At 58.3% G+C, this 17,165-nt stretch carries 13 protein-coding genes; 1 reads left to right on the forward strand and 12 read right to left on the reverse strand.

Going from position 1 to position 17,165, the window contains the following annotated elements; translation table 11 throughout:
- Nucleotides 1-84 precede the first annotated feature (84 nt).
- The 10 genes from brnQ to sdhC all read right to left on the reverse strand — a co-directional run bounded on the left by brnQ (nucleotide 85) and on the right by sdhC (nucleotide 13,205).
- Complete coding sequence (gene brnQ, locus FXO12_RS08675; RefSeq protein ID WP_054920086.1) at nucleotides 85-1,398, reverse strand: branched-chain amino acid transport system II carrier protein; 1,314 nt, start codon at nucleotides 1,396-1,398, stop codon at nucleotides 85-87.
- Between the two features lie 428 nt (nucleotides 1,399-1,826).
- Complete coding sequence (gene sucD, locus FXO12_RS08680) at nucleotides 1,827-2,708, reverse strand: succinate--CoA ligase subunit alpha (RefSeq protein WP_003190013.1); 882 nt, start codon at nucleotides 2,706-2,708, stop codon at nucleotides 1,827-1,829.
- Complete coding sequence (sucC, locus tag FXO12_RS08685; protein WP_003190011.1) at nucleotides 2,708-3,874, reverse strand: ADP-forming succinate--CoA ligase subunit beta; 1,167 nt, start codon at nucleotides 3,872-3,874, stop codon at nucleotides 2,708-2,710. Before sucC ends, sucD begins: the two co-directional genes overlap by 1 nt.
- A 204-nt stretch (nucleotides 3,875-4,078) precedes the next feature.
- Nucleotides 4,079-5,515 carry a dihydrolipoyl dehydrogenase gene (gene lpdA, locus FXO12_RS08690; protein WP_003190010.1) on the reverse strand — a complete coding sequence of 479 codons (1,437 nt, stop codon included), beginning with the start codon at nucleotides 5,513-5,515 and terminating at the stop codon, nucleotides 4,079-4,081.
- Nucleotides 5,516-5,614: 99 nt separating this feature from the next.
- Nucleotides 5,615-6,838: a 2-oxoglutarate dehydrogenase complex dihydrolipoyllysine-residue succinyltransferase gene (gene odhB, locus FXO12_RS08695; RefSeq protein WP_034127192.1), complete on the reverse strand. Its 1,224-nt coding sequence runs from the start codon at nucleotides 6,836-6,838 to the stop codon at nucleotides 5,615-5,617.
- Between the two features lie 44 nt (nucleotides 6,839-6,882).
- Nucleotides 6,883-9,714, reverse strand: a complete 2,832-nt coding sequence (locus FXO12_RS08700) for a 2-oxoglutarate dehydrogenase E1 component (RefSeq protein WP_054920093.1) — start codon at nucleotides 9,712-9,714, stop codon at nucleotides 6,883-6,885.
- Nucleotides 9,715-9,976: 262 nt separating this feature from the next.
- The gene (locus FXO12_RS08705) at nucleotides 9,977-10,681 is read right to left on the reverse strand and encodes a succinate dehydrogenase iron-sulfur subunit (RefSeq protein ID WP_003172807.1); all 705 of its coding nucleotides are present in this window, start codon (nucleotides 10,679-10,681) and stop codon (nucleotides 9,977-9,979) included.
- Nucleotides 10,682-10,692: 11 nt separating this feature from the next.
- On the reverse strand, nucleotides 10,693-12,465 hold the full coding sequence (sdhA, locus tag FXO12_RS08710; RefSeq protein WP_010211741.1) for a succinate dehydrogenase flavoprotein subunit: 1,773 nt from the start codon (nucleotides 12,463-12,465) through the stop codon (nucleotides 10,693-10,695).
- A gap of 3 nt (nucleotides 12,466-12,468) precedes the next feature.
- Nucleotides 12,469-12,837: a succinate dehydrogenase, hydrophobic membrane anchor protein gene (gene sdhD, locus FXO12_RS08715; protein WP_003172805.1), complete on the reverse strand. Its 369-nt coding sequence runs from the start codon at nucleotides 12,835-12,837 to the stop codon at nucleotides 12,469-12,471.
- Complete coding sequence (sdhC, locus tag FXO12_RS08720) at nucleotides 12,831-13,205, reverse strand: succinate dehydrogenase, cytochrome b556 subunit (protein WP_014717729.1); 375 nt, start codon at nucleotides 13,203-13,205, stop codon at nucleotides 12,831-12,833. Before sdhC ends, sdhD begins: the two co-directional genes overlap by 7 nt.
- Nucleotides 13,206-13,570: 365 nt before the next feature.
- Between sdhC and gltA the strand changes: the two genes are divergently transcribed.
- Complete coding sequence (gene gltA / locus FXO12_RS08725; RefSeq protein WP_014717728.1) at nucleotides 13,571-14,860, forward strand: citrate synthase; 1,290 nt, start codon at nucleotides 13,571-13,573, stop codon at nucleotides 14,858-14,860.
- Between the two features lie 246 nt (nucleotides 14,861-15,106).
- Here the strand turns inward: gltA and FXO12_RS08730 are convergent, their stop codons facing one another.
- Both FXO12_RS08730 and FXO12_RS08735 read right to left on the reverse strand, forming a co-directional pair.
- Nucleotides 15,107-16,765 carry a cation acetate symporter gene (locus FXO12_RS08730; protein WP_003190002.1) on the reverse strand — a complete coding sequence of 553 codons (1,659 nt, stop codon included), beginning with the start codon at nucleotides 16,763-16,765 and terminating at the stop codon, nucleotides 15,107-15,109.
- Nucleotides 16,762-17,073, reverse strand: coding sequence for a DUF485 domain-containing protein (locus FXO12_RS08735; RefSeq protein WP_003190001.1), 312 nt, complete (start codon nucleotides 17,071-17,073; stop codon nucleotides 16,762-16,764). Before FXO12_RS08735 ends, FXO12_RS08730 begins: the two co-directional genes overlap by 4 nt.
- Nucleotides 17,074-17,165: the final 92 nt, after the last annotated feature.

Consider the following 17,165-nt stretch of genomic DNA (forward strand, 5'->3'; position numbering starts at 1 on the left):
CAGCCTGGCTTGGCACTGCGTACAAAAAAAGCCCCGGATCATTTGATCCGGGGCTTTTTAATTGCAGCGTATAAGTCAGAGGTTTTAAGCGATCGCTTCGCTGCGCTTGCCCAGCATACGGTCAATCACCACGGCCACGACCAGCGTCATCAACGATGGTACCAGCCACGCCAAACCTTGCTCGCTCAGCGGCAAGTTGGCCAACTGTGTAGGCATCCAACCCGCCAGGCCCGCGCCCTTGAGCGCGTCGATGCAGCCAAAGATGAACGACACCAGCATCACCGGGCCGACGATACGGCCCTGTTCCTGCCAGAACCCTTTGCAGAAGCTCAAGGCCACCAACACGATGCACGGCGGGTAGATCGCGGTCAGCACCGGGATCGAGAAGGCAATGAGTTTGGTCAAGCCCAGGTTGGACACAAACAGCGAGAACAGTGCCAGGATCACCACCAGGGTCTTGTAGGACAGCGGCAGGATCTTGCTGAAGTACTCGGCGCAGGCACAGGTCAGGCCCACGGCGGTCACCAGGCATGCCAGGGAAATCAGCACGGCGAGGAAACCACTACCCAAGGAGCCGAACGTGTATTGCACATAGGCATGCAGTACCGCCGCGCCATTGCTGGCACCCGCGGCCACGGCATGGCTGCCCGAACCCAGACGGAACAGGCTGACGTACACCAGTGCCAGGCCCACGCCGGCAATTAGCCCGGCAATGATCGCGTAACGGGTGATCAGCTTGGGCGACTCGACGCCACGGGAGCGGATAGCGTTGACGATCACAATGCCGAACACCAGGGCGCCCAGGGTATCCATGGTCAGGTAACCATTGATAAAGCCTTGGGAGAACGGCGCGGCAACGTATTCCGGCGTGGCAACCCCCACCTCACCGGCGGGCAAGGCAAACGCAGCGATACCGAGGATAGCCAGGGCGATGATCTTCAGCGGCGCCAGGAAACGGCCCACGGTGTCCAGCAGTCGCCCTGGATACAGGGAGACAAAGAACACCACCAGGAAATACACCGAGCTGTAGAGGAACAACGCCAACGGGCTTTCACCGGTCAAGGGCGCCAGGCCCACTTCAAACGATACTGTTGCGGTGCGTGGGGTCGCAAACAGCGGGCCCACTGCCAGGTAGGCCGCTGCCGCCAGCAGGCCACCGGCAATCTTGCCAATTGGGCTGCTCAGCGCGTCCATGCCACCACCGACCTTGGCTAGGGCGATCACGGTGACCACCGGCAAACCGACTGCGGTGATCAGGAAGCCCAGCGCCGCCATCCACACATGCGGCCCGGACTGCAAACCCACGATAGGCGGGAAGATGATGTTGCCGGCGCCCACGAACAGGGCAAAGGTCATAAAGCCCAGCGCCAGGATATCCTGGCTTTTCAACACTTTCATTTGAGGAAATACCACACTACTGAATCGGAATTTAGAGAGGGCTTCCCTATGGATGAGGGAAATGCTGCCGGCCCTTGTGGGGACCGACCGGTCTAGCGCGCAGCTTCCTTTTGGGACGCGGACGCATAAAGAGGCGGCTAGAGTACAGAATCAGGCTGACAAACGCACTGTTGCGGGGCGAACTGTCCGATAAGCGACATTTGAATGTCGCGTTTTCATACTTAATTGGGCAACACAGAACCCTGTGGGAGCTGGCTTGCCTGCGATGGCATCGAATCGGTTTGGCTGATGCACCCAGTTGTCTGTATCGCAGGCAAGCCAGCTCCCACATTGAACCGAGCACATTCGTCAATCTGGCTATATCCAGAATGCACAAAGGCCACCCGAAGGTGGCCTTTGTGTGGTGAAGCGTCAGCTAAGCGCGAGGCTTACTTGACAGCCCAACCGGTCAGCTCGGCCAGGGCCTTGCCGATGTCTGCCAGCGAACGCACGGTTTTAACGCCTGCGTCTTGCAGTGCAGCGAATTTCTCGTCTGCAGTGCCTTTGCCGCCAGAGATGATTGCGCCAGCATGGCCCATGCGCTTGCCCGCAGGGGCAGTCACACCAGCGATGTAGGAAACAACCGGCTTGGTCACGTGTGCCTTGATGTAGGCAGCCGCTTCTTCTTCAGCCGAACCGCCGATCTCACCGATCATCACGATCGCTTCGGTCTTCGGGTCTTCCTGGAACAGCTTCAGGATGTCGATGAAGTTGGAGCCTGGGATCGGGTCACCGCCGATGCCGACGCAAGTCGACTGACCGAAACCGGCGTCAGTGGTCTGCTTGACAGCTTCGTAGGTCAGGGTGCCGGAACGGGAAACGATACCAACTTTACCTGGCAAGTGAATGTGACCTGGCATGATGCCGATCTTGCATTCGCCTGGGGTGATCACGCCTGGGCAGTTAGGGCCGATCAGGACTACACCCAGCTCGTCGCACTTAACTTTAGCGTCCAGCATGTCCAGGGTAGGAATGCCTTCGGTGATGCAGACGATCAGCTTGATGCCGCCGAAGGCCGCTTCCAGGATCGAGTCCTTGCAGAAAGGAGCTGGAACGTAGATCACGCTGGCAGTGGCGCCAGTGGCTTCTACCGCTTCTTTCACGGTGTTGAACACGGGCAGGCCCAGGTGCTCGGTGCCGCCTTTGCCTGGTGTTACGCCGCCAACCATCTGGGTGCCGTATTCGATGGCTTGCTGGGTGTGGAAACTACCTTGCGAACCGGTAATACCCTGGCAGATAACTTTGGTGTCTTTATTGATCAGGACGCTCATTACTTGCCCTCCGCAGCTTTGACAACTTGTTGAGCAGCGTCGGTCAGGCTGGTAGCCGCGATGATGTTCAAACCGCTTTCTGCCAGTACTTTAGCGCCCAGTTCAGCGTTGTTACCTTCAAGGCGAACAACAACCGGGATTTTAACGCCGACTTCTTTCACTGCACCGATGATGCCTTCGGCAATCATGTCGCAACGAACGATGCCGCCGAAGATGTTGACCAGTACTGCGGCGACATTGGAGTCGGACAGGATGATCTTGAACGCTTCGGTAACGCGTTCCTTGGTAGCGCCACCACCTACGTCGAGGAAGTTGGCTGGCTTGCCGCCATGCAGGTTGACGATGTCCATGGTACCCATGGCCAGGCCGGCACCGTTGACCATGCAGCCGATGTTACCTTCCAGGGCTACGTAGTTCAGTTCGAACTTGGCAGCGTGCGCTTCGCGCGGATCGTCTTGCGACGGATCGTGGAAAGTCTTCAGCTTAGGCTGACGGTACATGGCGTTGGCGTCGATGTTGATCTTGGCATCGAGGCAGTGCAGATCGCCGTCAGCCTTGATCACCAGCGGGTTCACTTCCAGCAGGGCCAGATCGTGATCCTGGAACAGTTTGGCCAGACCTACGAAGATCTTGGCGAACTGGGCAACTTGCTTGCCTTCCAGGCCCAGCTGGAAAGCCAGCTCGCGACCCTGGAATGGCTGAGCGCCAACCAGTGGATCGATAGTGGCCTTCAGAATTTTTTCTGGGGTTTCGTGAGCGATTTTCTCGATGTCCACGCCACCTTCGGTGGAAGCCATGAACACGATGCGACGGCTCGAACGGTCAACGACAGCGCCCAGGTACAGCTCTTTAGCGATATCAGTGCACGATTCAACCAGGATCTTGGTGACTGGTTGGCCATTGGCATCAGTCTGGTAAGTCACCAGACGCTTGCCCAGCCACTGCTGTGCGAAGGCCTTGGCGTCTTCTTTGCTGCGAACCAGCTTGACGCCGCCCGCTTTACCGCGACCACCGGCGTGGACCTGGGCTTTGACAACCCACTCGCTGCCGCCGATTTTGTCGCAAGCTTCTGCTGCTGCTTCCGGGGTGTCTACTGCGTAGCCCTTGGAAACTGGCAGGCCGTATTCAGCGAACAGCTGCTTACCCTGATACTCGTGAAGATTCATGCTTTTTACCGTCTTCGTTAGGTACTGCGCATTCGGCGCTGCGCTCATTATGAGTGCCGCGCCACCTGTGACTGCTGCTTGCGCAACTTGCGGGGCTTATGGCCCGTAAAGCTGCGCAAGGCTGCGTCCAGCGGATATTCCGCGGTGAGTCTTGCGCGCAAGGCTCACGACGGGCAACTCCGCCGTGGTTTCTTATTATCTCGCTTAGCGCTTCTTGCGGTTGGCGATGTGGATGGCGCCGCCATTCACTGCCAACGCTGCTTCGTGCAACGCTTCGGACAGGGTCGGATGGGAGAAGACCATCATGCCCAAGTCCTCGGCACTGGTGCCGAATTCCATGCCGATCGCGCCTTGCTGAACCAGTTCTGCAGCGCTTGGGCCAATCACGTGGACGCCCAAAACGCGGTCAGTCTTGGCATCAGCGATGACTTTGACAAAACCACCGGTGTCGTTGGCTGCCATGGCACGGCCAGAAGCGGCAAACGGGAAGGTGCCGACGTTAACTTCAACGCCTTCAGCTTTCAACTGCTGTTCGTTCTTGCCGACCCATGCAATTTCCGGGTGGGTGTAGATAACCGATGGGATCAGGTCGTAGTTCATCTGGGTCTTGTGACCCTTGATGCGCTCGACAACCATGATGCCTTCTTCGGAAGCCTTGTGGGCCAGCATCATGCCACGAACCACGTCACCAATGGCATAGACGCCAGGCACAGTGGTAGCGCAATGATCGTCAACGTGGATGAAACCACGCTCGTCGATGTTCACGCCGCTGTCGGAAGCCAACAGGTCATTGGTCACTGGGCGGCGACCAACGGCAACGATCAGCTTGTCGAAGGTGATCGTCTGCTCGCCGTCTTTATCGGTGTAGGTCACCACGACTTCTTCGCCGTTGACCTTGGAACCGGTAACACGGGCGCCAAGCTTGATGTCCAGACCTTGTTTGGTCAGGGTTTTCAGCGCTTCCTTGGAGACTGCAGTGTCAGCCGCCAGCAGGAACGTGTCCAGGGCTTCCAGCACGGTGACTTCAGCGCCAAGGCGCGACCATACCGAGCCCAGCTCCAGACCGATGACGCCAGCGCCGATCACGCCCAGGCGCTTAGGCACAGCCTGGAATTCCAGGGCGCCGGTCGAATCAACGATCACGTTGTTATCAACAGGAGCAGGCGGAATGTCGATTGGACGCGAACCTGGCGCCAGGATCACGTTTTCGGCTTCGATGACTTCAACCGAACCGTCTGGCTTGGTGACTTCAACTTTCTTGCCGGCCAGCAGCTTGCCGTGGCCTTGAATCGAAGTAACGCCGTTGGCCTTGAACAAGGTCGCAACGCCGGAAGTCAGGCCTTTGACGATGTTGGCTTTACGGCCGACCATTGCTGGTACGTCCATGGTCACGCCAGCATGGTTGATGCCGTGGATCGCGAAGCCGTCTTGGGCTTCGTGGAATTTCCAGGAGCTGTCCAGCAGCGCCTTGGACGGAATGCAACCCACGTTCAGGCAAGTACCGCCCAGCGCCAGTTTGCCTTCCTTGTCGGTGTATTTTTCGATGCAAGCAGTGGAGAGGCCCAGTTGCGCAGCCTTGATGGCGGCAACATAGCCGCCAGGGCCTGCACCAATCACTACAACGTCAAATTTCTGTGTCATGAAAATAGATCCTCTATTTGCGACAAGCTTCTAGCCACACGTTGCAAGCCAAGCTGCTTTTTCCTACAGCTTGTAGCTCGCAACGTGCGACTGCTTCTATCAGATGTCCAGGAGCAGGCGAGCAGGGTCTTCCAGCAGGTTCTTGATGGTCACCAGGAACGTCACGGCTTCTTTACCGTCGATCAGGCGGTGATCGTAAGACAATGCCAGGTACATCATTGGGCGGATCACGACCTGGCCGTTGATGGCCATCGGACGCTGGATGATGTTGTGCATGCCCAGGATCGCGGCTTGCGGTGGGTTGACGATCGGCGTCGACATCATCGAACCGAAGGTACCACCGTTGGTGATGGTGAAGGTACCGCCGGTCATCTCGTCGATGGTCAGCTTGCCGTCACGGGCTTTCTTGCCGAAGCCAGCGATGCCGCCTTCGATTTCGGCCAGGCTCATCAGCTCGGCGTTACGCAGGACTGGAACCACCAGGCCACGGTCGCTGGAGACGGCAACGCCGATATCTGCGTAGCCGTGGTAAACGATGTCGCCGCCGTCGATGGAAGCGTTGACTGCCGGGAAGCGCTTCAGCGCTTCGGTGGCCGCTTTCACGAAGAACGACATGAAGCCCAGGCGCACGCCGTTGTGGGACTTCTCGAACAGGTCCTTGTACTTCGAACGCAGGGCCATGACTTCGGTCATGTCGACTTCGTTGAAGGTGGTCAGCATCGCCATGTTCGACTGAGCTTCAACCAGGCGCTTGGCCACGGTGGCACGTACGCGAGTCATCGGTACGCGCTTCTCGGTGCGGTCGCCAGCGGCAAACACAGGCGCAGCGGCAGCAGGCGCTGCAGCCTTGGCAGGTGCGGCAGCCGGAGCGTTCTTCTTGGCTTCAACTGCGGCAACCACGTCTTCCTTGGTCACACGGCCATCTTTGCCGGTGCCCTTGATGGAAGCCAGGTTGATGCCGTTTTCTTCAGCCAGTTGACGCGCAGCCGGGGCAGCGATTGGATCTTCGCCACCGGCTGCCGGTGCAGCGGCAGGCGCCGAAGCAGCCGGTGCAGCAGCGGCAGGAGCAGGCGCTGCAGCAGCGCTGCCCTCTTCGATCGAGCCCAGTACCTGGTTCGACAGAACGGTAGCGCCCTCTTCAGCAACGATCGCGCCCAGCACGCCGTCAGCTTCGGCCAATACTTCCAGAACGACTTTGTCAGTCTCGATGTCGACGATCAGGTCGTCACGCTTGACGGCCTCACCTGGTTTCTTGTGCCAGGTGGCAACGGTGCCATCGGCAACCGATTCCGGGAATGACGGGGCTTTGATTTCGATAGCCATTATCTGTAGGTCCTTAAAATTCGGTTTCAGTCAGCGCGAAGGCGTTAAACAGTGAAAGCATCTTGCAGCAGTTTTTCCTGCTGCTCGGCGTGCATCGACGCATAACCACAGGCAGGTGCAGCAGAAGCATCACGACCGGCGTACTCAAGGACCAAGGCCTTGTTGTGGTTGCCGATGCTGCGACGCAGATGATGCTGGCTGCTGTACCAGGCGCCCTGGTTCATCGGTTCTTCCTGACACCACACTACGTTCGTGAGGTTGGTGTAAGGCGCGATGATCTCCATGAGGTCATCTTCCGGGAACGGATAAAGCTGCTCGATACGCACGATGGCGATGTCTTCGCGGCCTTCGGCACGGCGTTTTTCCAGCAGATCGTAGTAGACCTTGCCGCTGCACAGGATCAGGCGAGTGACCTTGGCGGCGTCCAGCGTATCGATCTCTGGAATCACGGTCTGGAACGAACCTTGGGCCAGATCTTCCAGGGTCGAAACGGCCAGTTTGTGACGCAACAGCGACTTCGGCGTCAGCACCACCAGCGGCTTGCGCAGCGGACGGATCACCTGGCGGCGCAGCAAGTGGTAGATCTGAGCCGGGGTCGTCGGCACGCACACCTGAATGTTGTGCTCGGCGCACAGTTGCAGGTAACGCTCCAGACGGGCCGAGGAGTGCTCCGGGCCCTGACCTTCATAACCGTGTGGCAGCAGCATGGTCAGACCGCACAGACGGCCCCACTTGTGCTCGCCGCTGGTGATGAACTGGTCGATAACCACCTGGGCACCGTTGGCGAAGTCGCCGAACTGGGCTTCCCAGATCACCAGCGCGTTCGGCGTGGTGGTCGAGTAACCGTATTCGAACGCCAGTACGGCTTCTTCGGACAGGAACGAATCGTACAGGTCGAAACGTGGCTGGCCTTCGTAAAGGTTCTGCAACGGGATGTAGGTGCCCGCGTCTTTCTGGTTGTGCAATACAGCATGACGGTGCGAGAACGTACCGCGGCCGATGTCCTGGCCGGTCATGCGGATCGGGTGACCTTCGAACGCCAGGGTCGCGTACGCCATGGTTTCGGCGTAACCCCAGTTGATCGGCAGGCCGCCAACTTGCATCTTCTGACGGTCTTCGTAGATCTTCGCAACCTGGCGCTGTACGACGAAGCCTTCGGGAATTTCCAGCAGCTTGGCGGACAGTTCCTGCAACGTCTTCAAATCGAACGAGGTATCGTGACGGGCAGTCCAGGTGTGACCCAGGTACGGGCGCCAGTCAACGAACAGCTCTTTGTTCGGCTCCTTGACCAGGCTTTTCACTACATGCAGGCCGTTGTCCAGCGCGTTGCGGTATTCGTCGACTTTCGCCTGAACACGCGCATCGTCAACCACGCCGGCCTTGGTCAGGCTTTCGGCGTACAGCTCACGGGTGGTGCGCTGCTTGGTGATCTGCTGGTACATCAACGGCTGGGTGCCGCTTGGCTCGTCCGCTTCGTTGTGACCGCGACGGCGGTAGCAAACCAGGTCGATGACCACGTCACGCTTGAACTGCATGCGGTAGTCGACAGCCAGTTGGGTCACGAACAGCACGGCTTCCGGATCATCGCCATTCACATGGAGGATCGGCGCCTGGATCATCTTGGCAACGTCGGTGGCGTACTCGGTGGAGCGCGCATCCAACGGGTTGCTGATGGTGAAGCCCACCTGGTTGTTGATGACGATGTGAACGGTACCGCCGGTCTTGAAGCCGCGAGTCTGCGACATCTGGAACGTTTCCAGGACCACGCCTTGACCGGCGAATGCCGCGTCACCGTGGATGGAAATCGGCAGCACTTTCTCACCGGTGGCGTCGTTACGACGGTCCTGGCGAGCACGCACCGAACCCTCGACCACTGGCGAAACGATTTCCAGGTGGGAGGGGTTGAATGCCATGGCCAGGTGAACTTCACCGCCGGTGGTCATCACGTTGGACGAGAAGCCCTGGTGGTATTTAACGTCACCGGAACCCAACTCGACCTTCTTCTTGCCTTCGAACTCGTCGAACAGCTCACGCGGGTTCTTGCCGAAGGTGTTGACCAACACGTTCAGGCGACCACGGTGAGCCATGCCGATCACGATTTCCTTGGTGCCATAGGAACCGGAACGCTGGATCAACTCGTCGAGCATCGGAATCAGGCTTTCGCCGCCTTCCAGGCCGAAACGCTTGGTGCCTGGGTATTTGGTGCCCAGGTATTTTTCGAGACCTTCGGCCGCGGTCACACGCTCCAGCAGGTGGCCGCGCACATCGGCGGACAATACCGGACGGCCACGCACGCCCTCTAGGCGGTGCTGGAACCACTGGCGCTGCTCGGAATCAGTGATGTGCGTGAATTCAGCGCCGATGGTGCGGCAATATGTCTGCTGCAACGCTTCGTGAATTTCGCGTAGGCTCGCTTCCTCTTTGCCGATGAACAGGTCGCCGGCACGGAAGGTCGTATCAAGATCGGCATTGGTCAAGCCGTAATGATTGATCGACAGGTCTGCAGGTGCAGGACGCTGCCACAGCCCCAGCGGGTCAAGCTGGGCTGCCTGGTGGCCACGCATACGGTAGGCCTGGATCAGTCGCAGTACTTCAACTTGCTTCTTCTCGTGCTCACTGCTCACGCTGCCGGCGGAAACCGGTTGGGCGCGGCGCTGGTTCTTTGCCAGCAGCACGAACTGATCGCGAATTGTTGCGTGCGATACATCGGTGGCAGCGTTGCCGTCTGAAGACAACGTCTGAAATTTGGTGCGCCATTCTTCTGGCACAGCGTTAGGGTCGTGCAGGTAGAGCTCATAAAGCTCTTCCACATAGGCAGCGTTACCACCTGAAAGATAGCCGCTGTTCCACATGCGCTGCATCACGCTTTCTTGCATGCTTGGTCACCCTCGATTTGGGGACACCACCGGCGAAAACACCGAGTCTGCTTGCAAAAGGCCAAGTGCAGCGACCAAAACAAGCCACTTAGGATCACGCTGATAGTTCGGGTACCAACCCGAATGCCCCTGCTTGTCTCATTTCTTCAAAATAAGAGCCGCGGCTTTGTAAGTCGCTGCTCAAGTTAAAACTACGGCGCCGGTTGAAGCCTGCGCCGTAGCATTTACGGGCACAACGGTCCTGCTTTTACTACAACGTCAGTTACACGCCGCTCTGCAGCAGCATGTTACGGATGTGACCAATGGCCTTAGTCGGGTTCAGGCCTTTAGGACATACGTTGACGCAGTTCATGATCCCGCGGCAGCGGAATACGCTGAACGGGTCATCCAGCGAAGCCAGACGCTCGGACGTCTTGGTGTCGCGGCTGTCTGCCAGGAAGCGGTAGGCTTGCAGCAGCGCAGCTGGACCCAGGAACTTGTCCGGGTTCCACCAGAAGGACGGGCAGGATGTCGAGCAGCAAGCGCACAGGATGCACTCGTACAGGCCATCGAGCTTTTCACGTTCTTCCGGGGACTGCAGACGCTCGATGGCCGGAGCCGGCGTGTCGTTCTGCAGGAACGGCTTAACTTTCTCGTATTGCTTGTAGAAGATGCTCATATCGACGACCAGGTCACGGATAACCGGCAAACCTGGCAGCGGACGAACGATCAGCTTGTTGCCTTTGACCACGGCGGACAGCGGCGTGATGCACGCCAGGCCGTTTTTGCCGTTGATGTTCATGCCGTCGGAACCGCACACACCTTCACGGCAAGAGCGACGATAGGAGAAACCCTCGTCCTGCTCTTTGATCAGTGCCAGTACATCCAGCACCATCAGGTCTTTACCACCGGTATCGACCTGGAATTCCTGCATGAACGGCGCAGCGTCCTGATCAGGGTTGTAGCGATAAACACTGACTTTCAACATGGCAGCCACCCTTAGTAAGTCCGAATCTTCGGTTCAAACGTCGGTACCGTCTTCGGCGAGAAGTTCACGGCACGCTTGGTTACGCGCTTGTCACCCGGGAAGTACAGGGTGTGGCACAACCAGTTTTCGTCGTCGCGATCTTCGAAGTCTTCACGAGCGTGAGCACCACGGGATTCTTTACGAACCTCGGCGGCGATCGCCGTCGCTTCAGCCACTTCCAGCAGGTTTTGCAGCTCAAGGGCTTCGATACGAGCGGTGTTGAACGCCTGGCTCTTATCGTTGATCTTGACGTTGGCGATGCGCTTGCGCAGGTCGGCCAGCTGGGCAATACCCTTCTGCATGTATTCGCCGGTACGGAACACACCGAAGTAGTTCTGCATGCAGCTTTGCAGCTCGCGACGCAGGGTTGCTACGTCTTCGCCATCAGTGCGCTCGTTCAGAGCGTTCAGACGCGCCAGGGCAGCTTCGATGTTGGCGTCGGTGGCGTCATCGTATTCGATGCCGTCAGTCAGCGCCTTTTCCAGGTGCAGGCCGGCCGCGCGACCGAATACCACCAGGTCAAGCAGCGAGTTGCCGCCCAGGCGGTTGGCACCGTGAACCGATACGCAAGCCACTTCGCCTACCGCGAACAGACCATGGATGATCTCGTCCTCGCCTTCGGCGTTCTGGGTGATTGCCTGGCCATGAATGTTGGTCGGCACGCCGCCCATCATATAGTGGCAAGTTGGAACCACCGGAACCGGCGCAACTACCGGGTCAACGTGGGCAAAGGTCTTGGACAGCTCGCAGATACCAGGCAGGCGGCTGTGCAGCACTTCTTCGCCCAGGTGATCGAGCTTGAGCAGTACGTGGTCGCCATTCGGGCCACAGCCGTTACCGGCGATGATCTCTTTAACCATCGAACGAGCCACAACGTCACGACCCGCCAAGTCTTTGGCGTTCGGAGCATAACGCTCCATGAAACGCTCGCCGTGCTTGTTGATCAGGTAACCACCTTCACCACGGCAACCTTCGGTCACCAGTACACCGGCGCCGGCGATGCCGGTCGGGTGGAACTGCCACATTTCGATGTCTTGTACCGGTACGCCAGCACGCAGAGCCATGCCGACGCCGTCACCGGTGTTGATCAGGGCATTGGTGGTCGACGCGTAGATACGACCTGCACCACCGGTCGCCAGCACAGTAGCCTTGGCGCGGATGTAGGTGGTTTCACCGGTTTCGATGCAGATGGCGATCACACCGACGAACTCGCCTTGTGCGTTCTTGACCAGGTCTACCGCGTAGTACTCGTTCAGGAACGTGGTACCGGCTTTCAGGTTGCCCTGATAAAGGGTGTGCAGCAGCGCGTGACCGGTACGGTCGGACGCAGCGCAGGTACGGGCAGCCTGCCCGCCTTTACCGTAGTCCTTCGACTGGCCGCCGAATGGACGCTGGTAGATACGGCCTTGCTCGGTACGGGAGAACGGCAGACCCATGTGGTCCAGCTCGAACACCGCGGCCGGGCCTTCCTGACACATGTATTCGATAGCGTCCTGGTCACCGATGTAGTCGGAACCCTTGACGGTATCGTACATGTGCCAGCGCCAGTCATCGTTCGGGTCGGCGGAGGCGATGGCGCAGGTGATGCCACCCTGGGCCGATACGGTGTGCGAGCGCGTCGGGAACACCTTGGTGATCACGGCAGTCTTGTGACCGCCCTGGGCCAGCTGCAGCGCAGCGCGCATGCCAGCACCGCCGCCACCAATAATGATGGCGTCGAATGAAATAGTTGGAATGTTAGCCATGAATCAGATACCCCAAAGAATCTGCACACCCCAGACGAAGTAAGCGAACATCGCAACGCCGCATACTGCCTGGAAGAGGAAACGTACTGCAGTCGCGGACTTGCCCAGCGCCATCGGCGTCAGGTAGTCAGTCGCGATGGTCCACATGCCGACCCAGGCGTGAGCGCCCAGGGCTACAAGGGCCAGCAGACTGAAGATTCGCATCGCATTGTGGGAAAACAGGCCGTGCCATTGCTCATAGCCGATGCCCGGGTTTGCGACGAGGTATCCGATCAGGAAAATGAAATAAGCCGCGAGAACGACCGCAGACACACGCTGTGCCATCCAGTCATAGAGGCCCGAACGCGACAGATTCGTTACGCTGGTTACCATATCCAAACTCCTGCCAGAACGATCAGCACCACGGAAATGGCGACGATGATTTTCGAGCCCAGGCGGCCGCCTTCCAGCGTCTCACCGATGCCCATGTCCATGATCAAGTGGCGCACACCGGCTACCAGGTGATACAGAAGAGAGGACAGGAGGCCCCATGCTACGAACTTGGCCAGCGGGCTGGTCAAGCATGCCTTCACCTCGGCGTATCCTTCCTCGGAACCCAGGGATTTGCTCAATGCATAAAGCATGATGCCCAAGCCCAGGAACAGGATGATGCCGGAAACACGGTGCAGGAACGACGTAACGCCGGTGATGGGGAGTTTGATGGTCCTTAGGTCTAGGTTTACAGGTCGTTGGCTATTCACGGCTTTTTTTCACACTGAAGAGCCCCTAACAATCAGGGCAAAGTTGTTGGGGAGTGCGACTGGTCAGGTAAGCACCACCCAGGGAGTGCGACCCCCAATGAAAGCAAGCCCAAAAGCCCTTGGCGGTCGGTGGCCGAGTATAGACAGTTAGGTTACTAATGACAACGCGCACACCTCACCCTAATAGCTGATTGCGCTGGCGGGATAAAAGGCGTAAATGGCAGTCAATTTCGACGAAAAAGTACGGTTAAAGCCTTCTGGCGCAAGACTTTAGGCAAATTGACATCTGGATTTATATCAATATAGTGGTGCGGGCCCTGCGTGGGGGGTCTGTCTGATGATTTGAAGCATAAATAGGAGGCCACATGGCTGACAAAAAAGCGCAGTTGATCATCGAGGGCGCAGCCCCCGTCGAGCTGCCCATTTTAACCGGCACCGTTGGTCCCGATGTTATCGACGTACGGGGCCTGACGGCCACGGGCCGTTTTACTTTCGACCCAGGCTTCATGTCGACCGCTTCCTGCGAGTCGAAGATCACCTATATCGATGGTGACAATGGCATTCTGCTTCATCGCGGCTACCCGATCGAGCAACTGGCTGAAAAGTCGGACTACCTGGAAACCTGCTACCTGCTGCTAAATGGCGAATTGCCAACAGCCGAGCAGAAAGCCCAGTTCGTCAGCACCGTGAAGAACCACACCATGGTTCACGAGCAGTTGAAGACCTTCTTCAACGGCTTCCGTCGCGACGCCCACCCAATGGCCGTCATGTGCGGTGTAGTAGGCGCCCTGTCGGCCTTCTATCACGACTCCCTGGACATCAATAACCCGCAGCATCGCGAAATTTCCGCGATCCGCCTGGTTGCCAAGATGCCTACCCTGGCCGCAATGGTTTACAAGTACTCCATGGGCCAACCCATGATGTACCCGCGCAACGACCTGACGTACGCGGAAAACTTCCTGCACATGATGTTCAACACCCCGTGCGAGATCAAACCGATCAGCCCGGTGCTCGCCAAGGCCATGGACCGGATCTTCATCCTCCACGCCGACCACGAGCAGAACGCTTCCACCTCTACCGTGCGCCTGGCGGGCTCTTCGGGTGCCAACCCGTTCGCCTGTATTGCCGCCGGTATCGCCGCACTGTGGGGCCCTGCCCACGGCGGTGCGAACGAAGCCGTATTGACCATGCTCGATGAAATCGGCGATGTGTCCAACATCGACACCTTCATCGCCAAGGCCAAGGACAAGAACGATCCGTTCAAGTTGATGGGCTTCGGTCACCGGGTCTACAAGAACCGCGACCCGCGCGCTACCGTCATGAAGCAGACCTGCGACGAAGTGTTGAAGGAACTGGGCATCAAGAACGATCCGCAACTCGAACTGGCCATGCGCCTGGAAGAGATCGCCCTGACCGACCCGTACTTCATCGAACGCTCGCTGTACCCGAACGTCGACTTCTACTCGGGGATCATCCTCAAGGCGATCGGCATTCCAACCAGCATGTTCACCGTGATCTTCGCCCTGGCGCGGACCGTGGGCTGGATCTCCCACTGGAAAGAAATGCTCTCCAGCCCGTACAAGATTGGCCGCCCGCGCCAGCTGTACACCGGCTACGAGTCGCGTGACATCACCAAGCTGGAAGACCGCAAGTAAGCATTCAACTGCTTAGCTGCATTGAGAACGGCCTCCCTTAGTGGAGGCCGTTTTTGTTGGTGTGGCCTGATCTACCGTCATCGCAGGCAAGCCAGCTCCCACATTGGACCGCATTCCAACAAAAGGACACGGCCCAGCGTGGGAGCCGGGCTCGCCCGCGATGAGGCCAGCCCAGGCGACACAAAAAAGCCAAGCAAAAAAATACCCCGGCCTTGCGACCGGGGTATCTCTTATGCAGCTGACGACTTAGTGATTAACCGCCCCACTCGCCCCAAGGCCAGTCTGCGAACGCACAAACTGTGGGAAGTACAGCGCACGCTCTTTCTCTGCCGCCGCCGACTTGTCGGTGATGGAGAAGAACCAGATGCCGACGAACGCAATGATCATCGAGAACAACGCCGGGTACTCGTACGGGAAGATCGCCTTTTCATGGTGCAGGATCGACACCCAGATGGTCGGACCGAGGATCATCAGGCCTACGGCACTGATCAAGCCCAGCCAACCGCCAATCATGGCACCACGGGTGGTGAGGTTTTTCCAGTACATGGAAAGCAGCAGCACCGGGAAGTTACAGCTGGCAGCGATAGAGAACGCCAGGCCGACCATGAACGCGATGTTCTGGCTTTCGAACAGGATACCCAGGCCGATGGCCAATACACCCAAGGCTACGGTGGTGATCTTCGACACGCGAATCTCATCTTTCTCGTTGGCCTTGCCTTTCTTGATCACGCTGGCATACAGGTCATGGGACACCGCCGAAGCACCCGCCAGGGTCAAGCCGGCAACCACCGCCAGGATGGTGGCAAACGCCACGGCCGAGATGAAGCCCAGGAAGATACTGCCACCCACCGCGTTGGCCAGATGCACCGCCGCCATGTTGTTACCACCAAGCAAGGCGCCCGCTGCATCCTTGAACGCCGGGTTGGTGCTGACCAGCAGGATCGCACCGAAACCGATGATGAAGGTCAGGATATAGAAGTAGCCGATGAAGCCGGTTGCGTACAGTACGCTCTTACGCGCTTCCTTGGCGTCGCTCACCGTGAAGAAGCGCATCAGGATGTGCGGCAGGCCAGCGGTACCGAACATCAGTGCCAGGCCCAGGGAGAATGCCGAGATCGGGTCTTTCACCAGGCCGCCGGGGCTCATGATCGCTTCACCTTTGGGGTGAACCTTGATCGCCTCGGAGAACAGCATGTTGAAGTCGAAGTTGACGTGCTTCATCACCATCAGCGCCATGAACGAGGCACCGGACAGCAACAGTACCGCCTTGATGATCTGCACCCAGGTGGTCGCCAACATGCCGCCGAACAGCACGTACATGCACATCAGGATACCCACCAGGATCACCGCCACATGGTAATCAAGGCCAAACAGCAGCTGGATCAGCTTGCCCGCGCCAACCATCTGCGCGATCAGGTAGAACGCCACCACCACCAGCGAGCCACACGCCGACAGGCTGCGGATCTGGGTTTGCCCCAGGCGATAGGACGCCACGTCGGCAAAGGTGTATTTGCCCAGGTTACGCAAGCGCTCGGCGATCAGGAACAGAATGATCGGCCAGCCCACAAGGAAGCCGATCGAGTAGATCAAGCCGTCGTAACCGGAGGTGAACACCAACGCGGAAATCCCCAGGAAGGACGCCGCCGACATGTAGTCACCGGCAATCGCCAGACCGTTCTGGAAACCGGTGATCTTGCCGCCCGCCGCATAGTAGTCCGCCGCCGACTTGTTGCGCTTGGACGCCCAATAAGTGATGCACAGGGTGGCGCCGACAAACGCGACGAACATCACAATGGCCGAGATGTTCAGCGGTTGCTTGTGCACTTCACCGGTCAATGCGTCCGCCGCCCAAACGGCCGGAGCCAACAGCGAAGCACCGAATAGAGCCAATAGACGCCGGATCATTGCGCAGCCTCCTTGAGAATCGCATTGTTCAGGTCGTCAAATTCGCCGTTGGCCCGACGCACGTAGATGCCGGTGAGAATGAAGGCCGACACAATCAGCCCGACGCCCAGGGGAATGCCCCAGGTAATCGAGGAACCAGGGCTGATCTTGGCCCCCAGCACTTGTGGCCCGTAGGCAATCAACAGGATGAAAGCGGAGTAAAGCCCTAGCATGATCGCCGAGAGAATCCAGGCGAACCTTTCCCTTTTCCTGACCAGCTCCTTGAAACGCGGGCTGTTTTGAATCGAGAGGTAAATGCTGTCGTTCATTGTTTTTATCCTCGCAGCACAGCTTTTTATTATTTTGGAACGTATCCACTGTATGCGGCTGCGCAATGGGTTCCAGACGACCTTAGTAGTAG

Source organism: Pseudomonas sp. J380 (assembly GCF_009827115.1).
GTDB classification, from domain to species: Bacteria; Pseudomonadota; Gammaproteobacteria; order Pseudomonadales; family Pseudomonadaceae; genus Aquipseudomonas; species Aquipseudomonas paracarnis.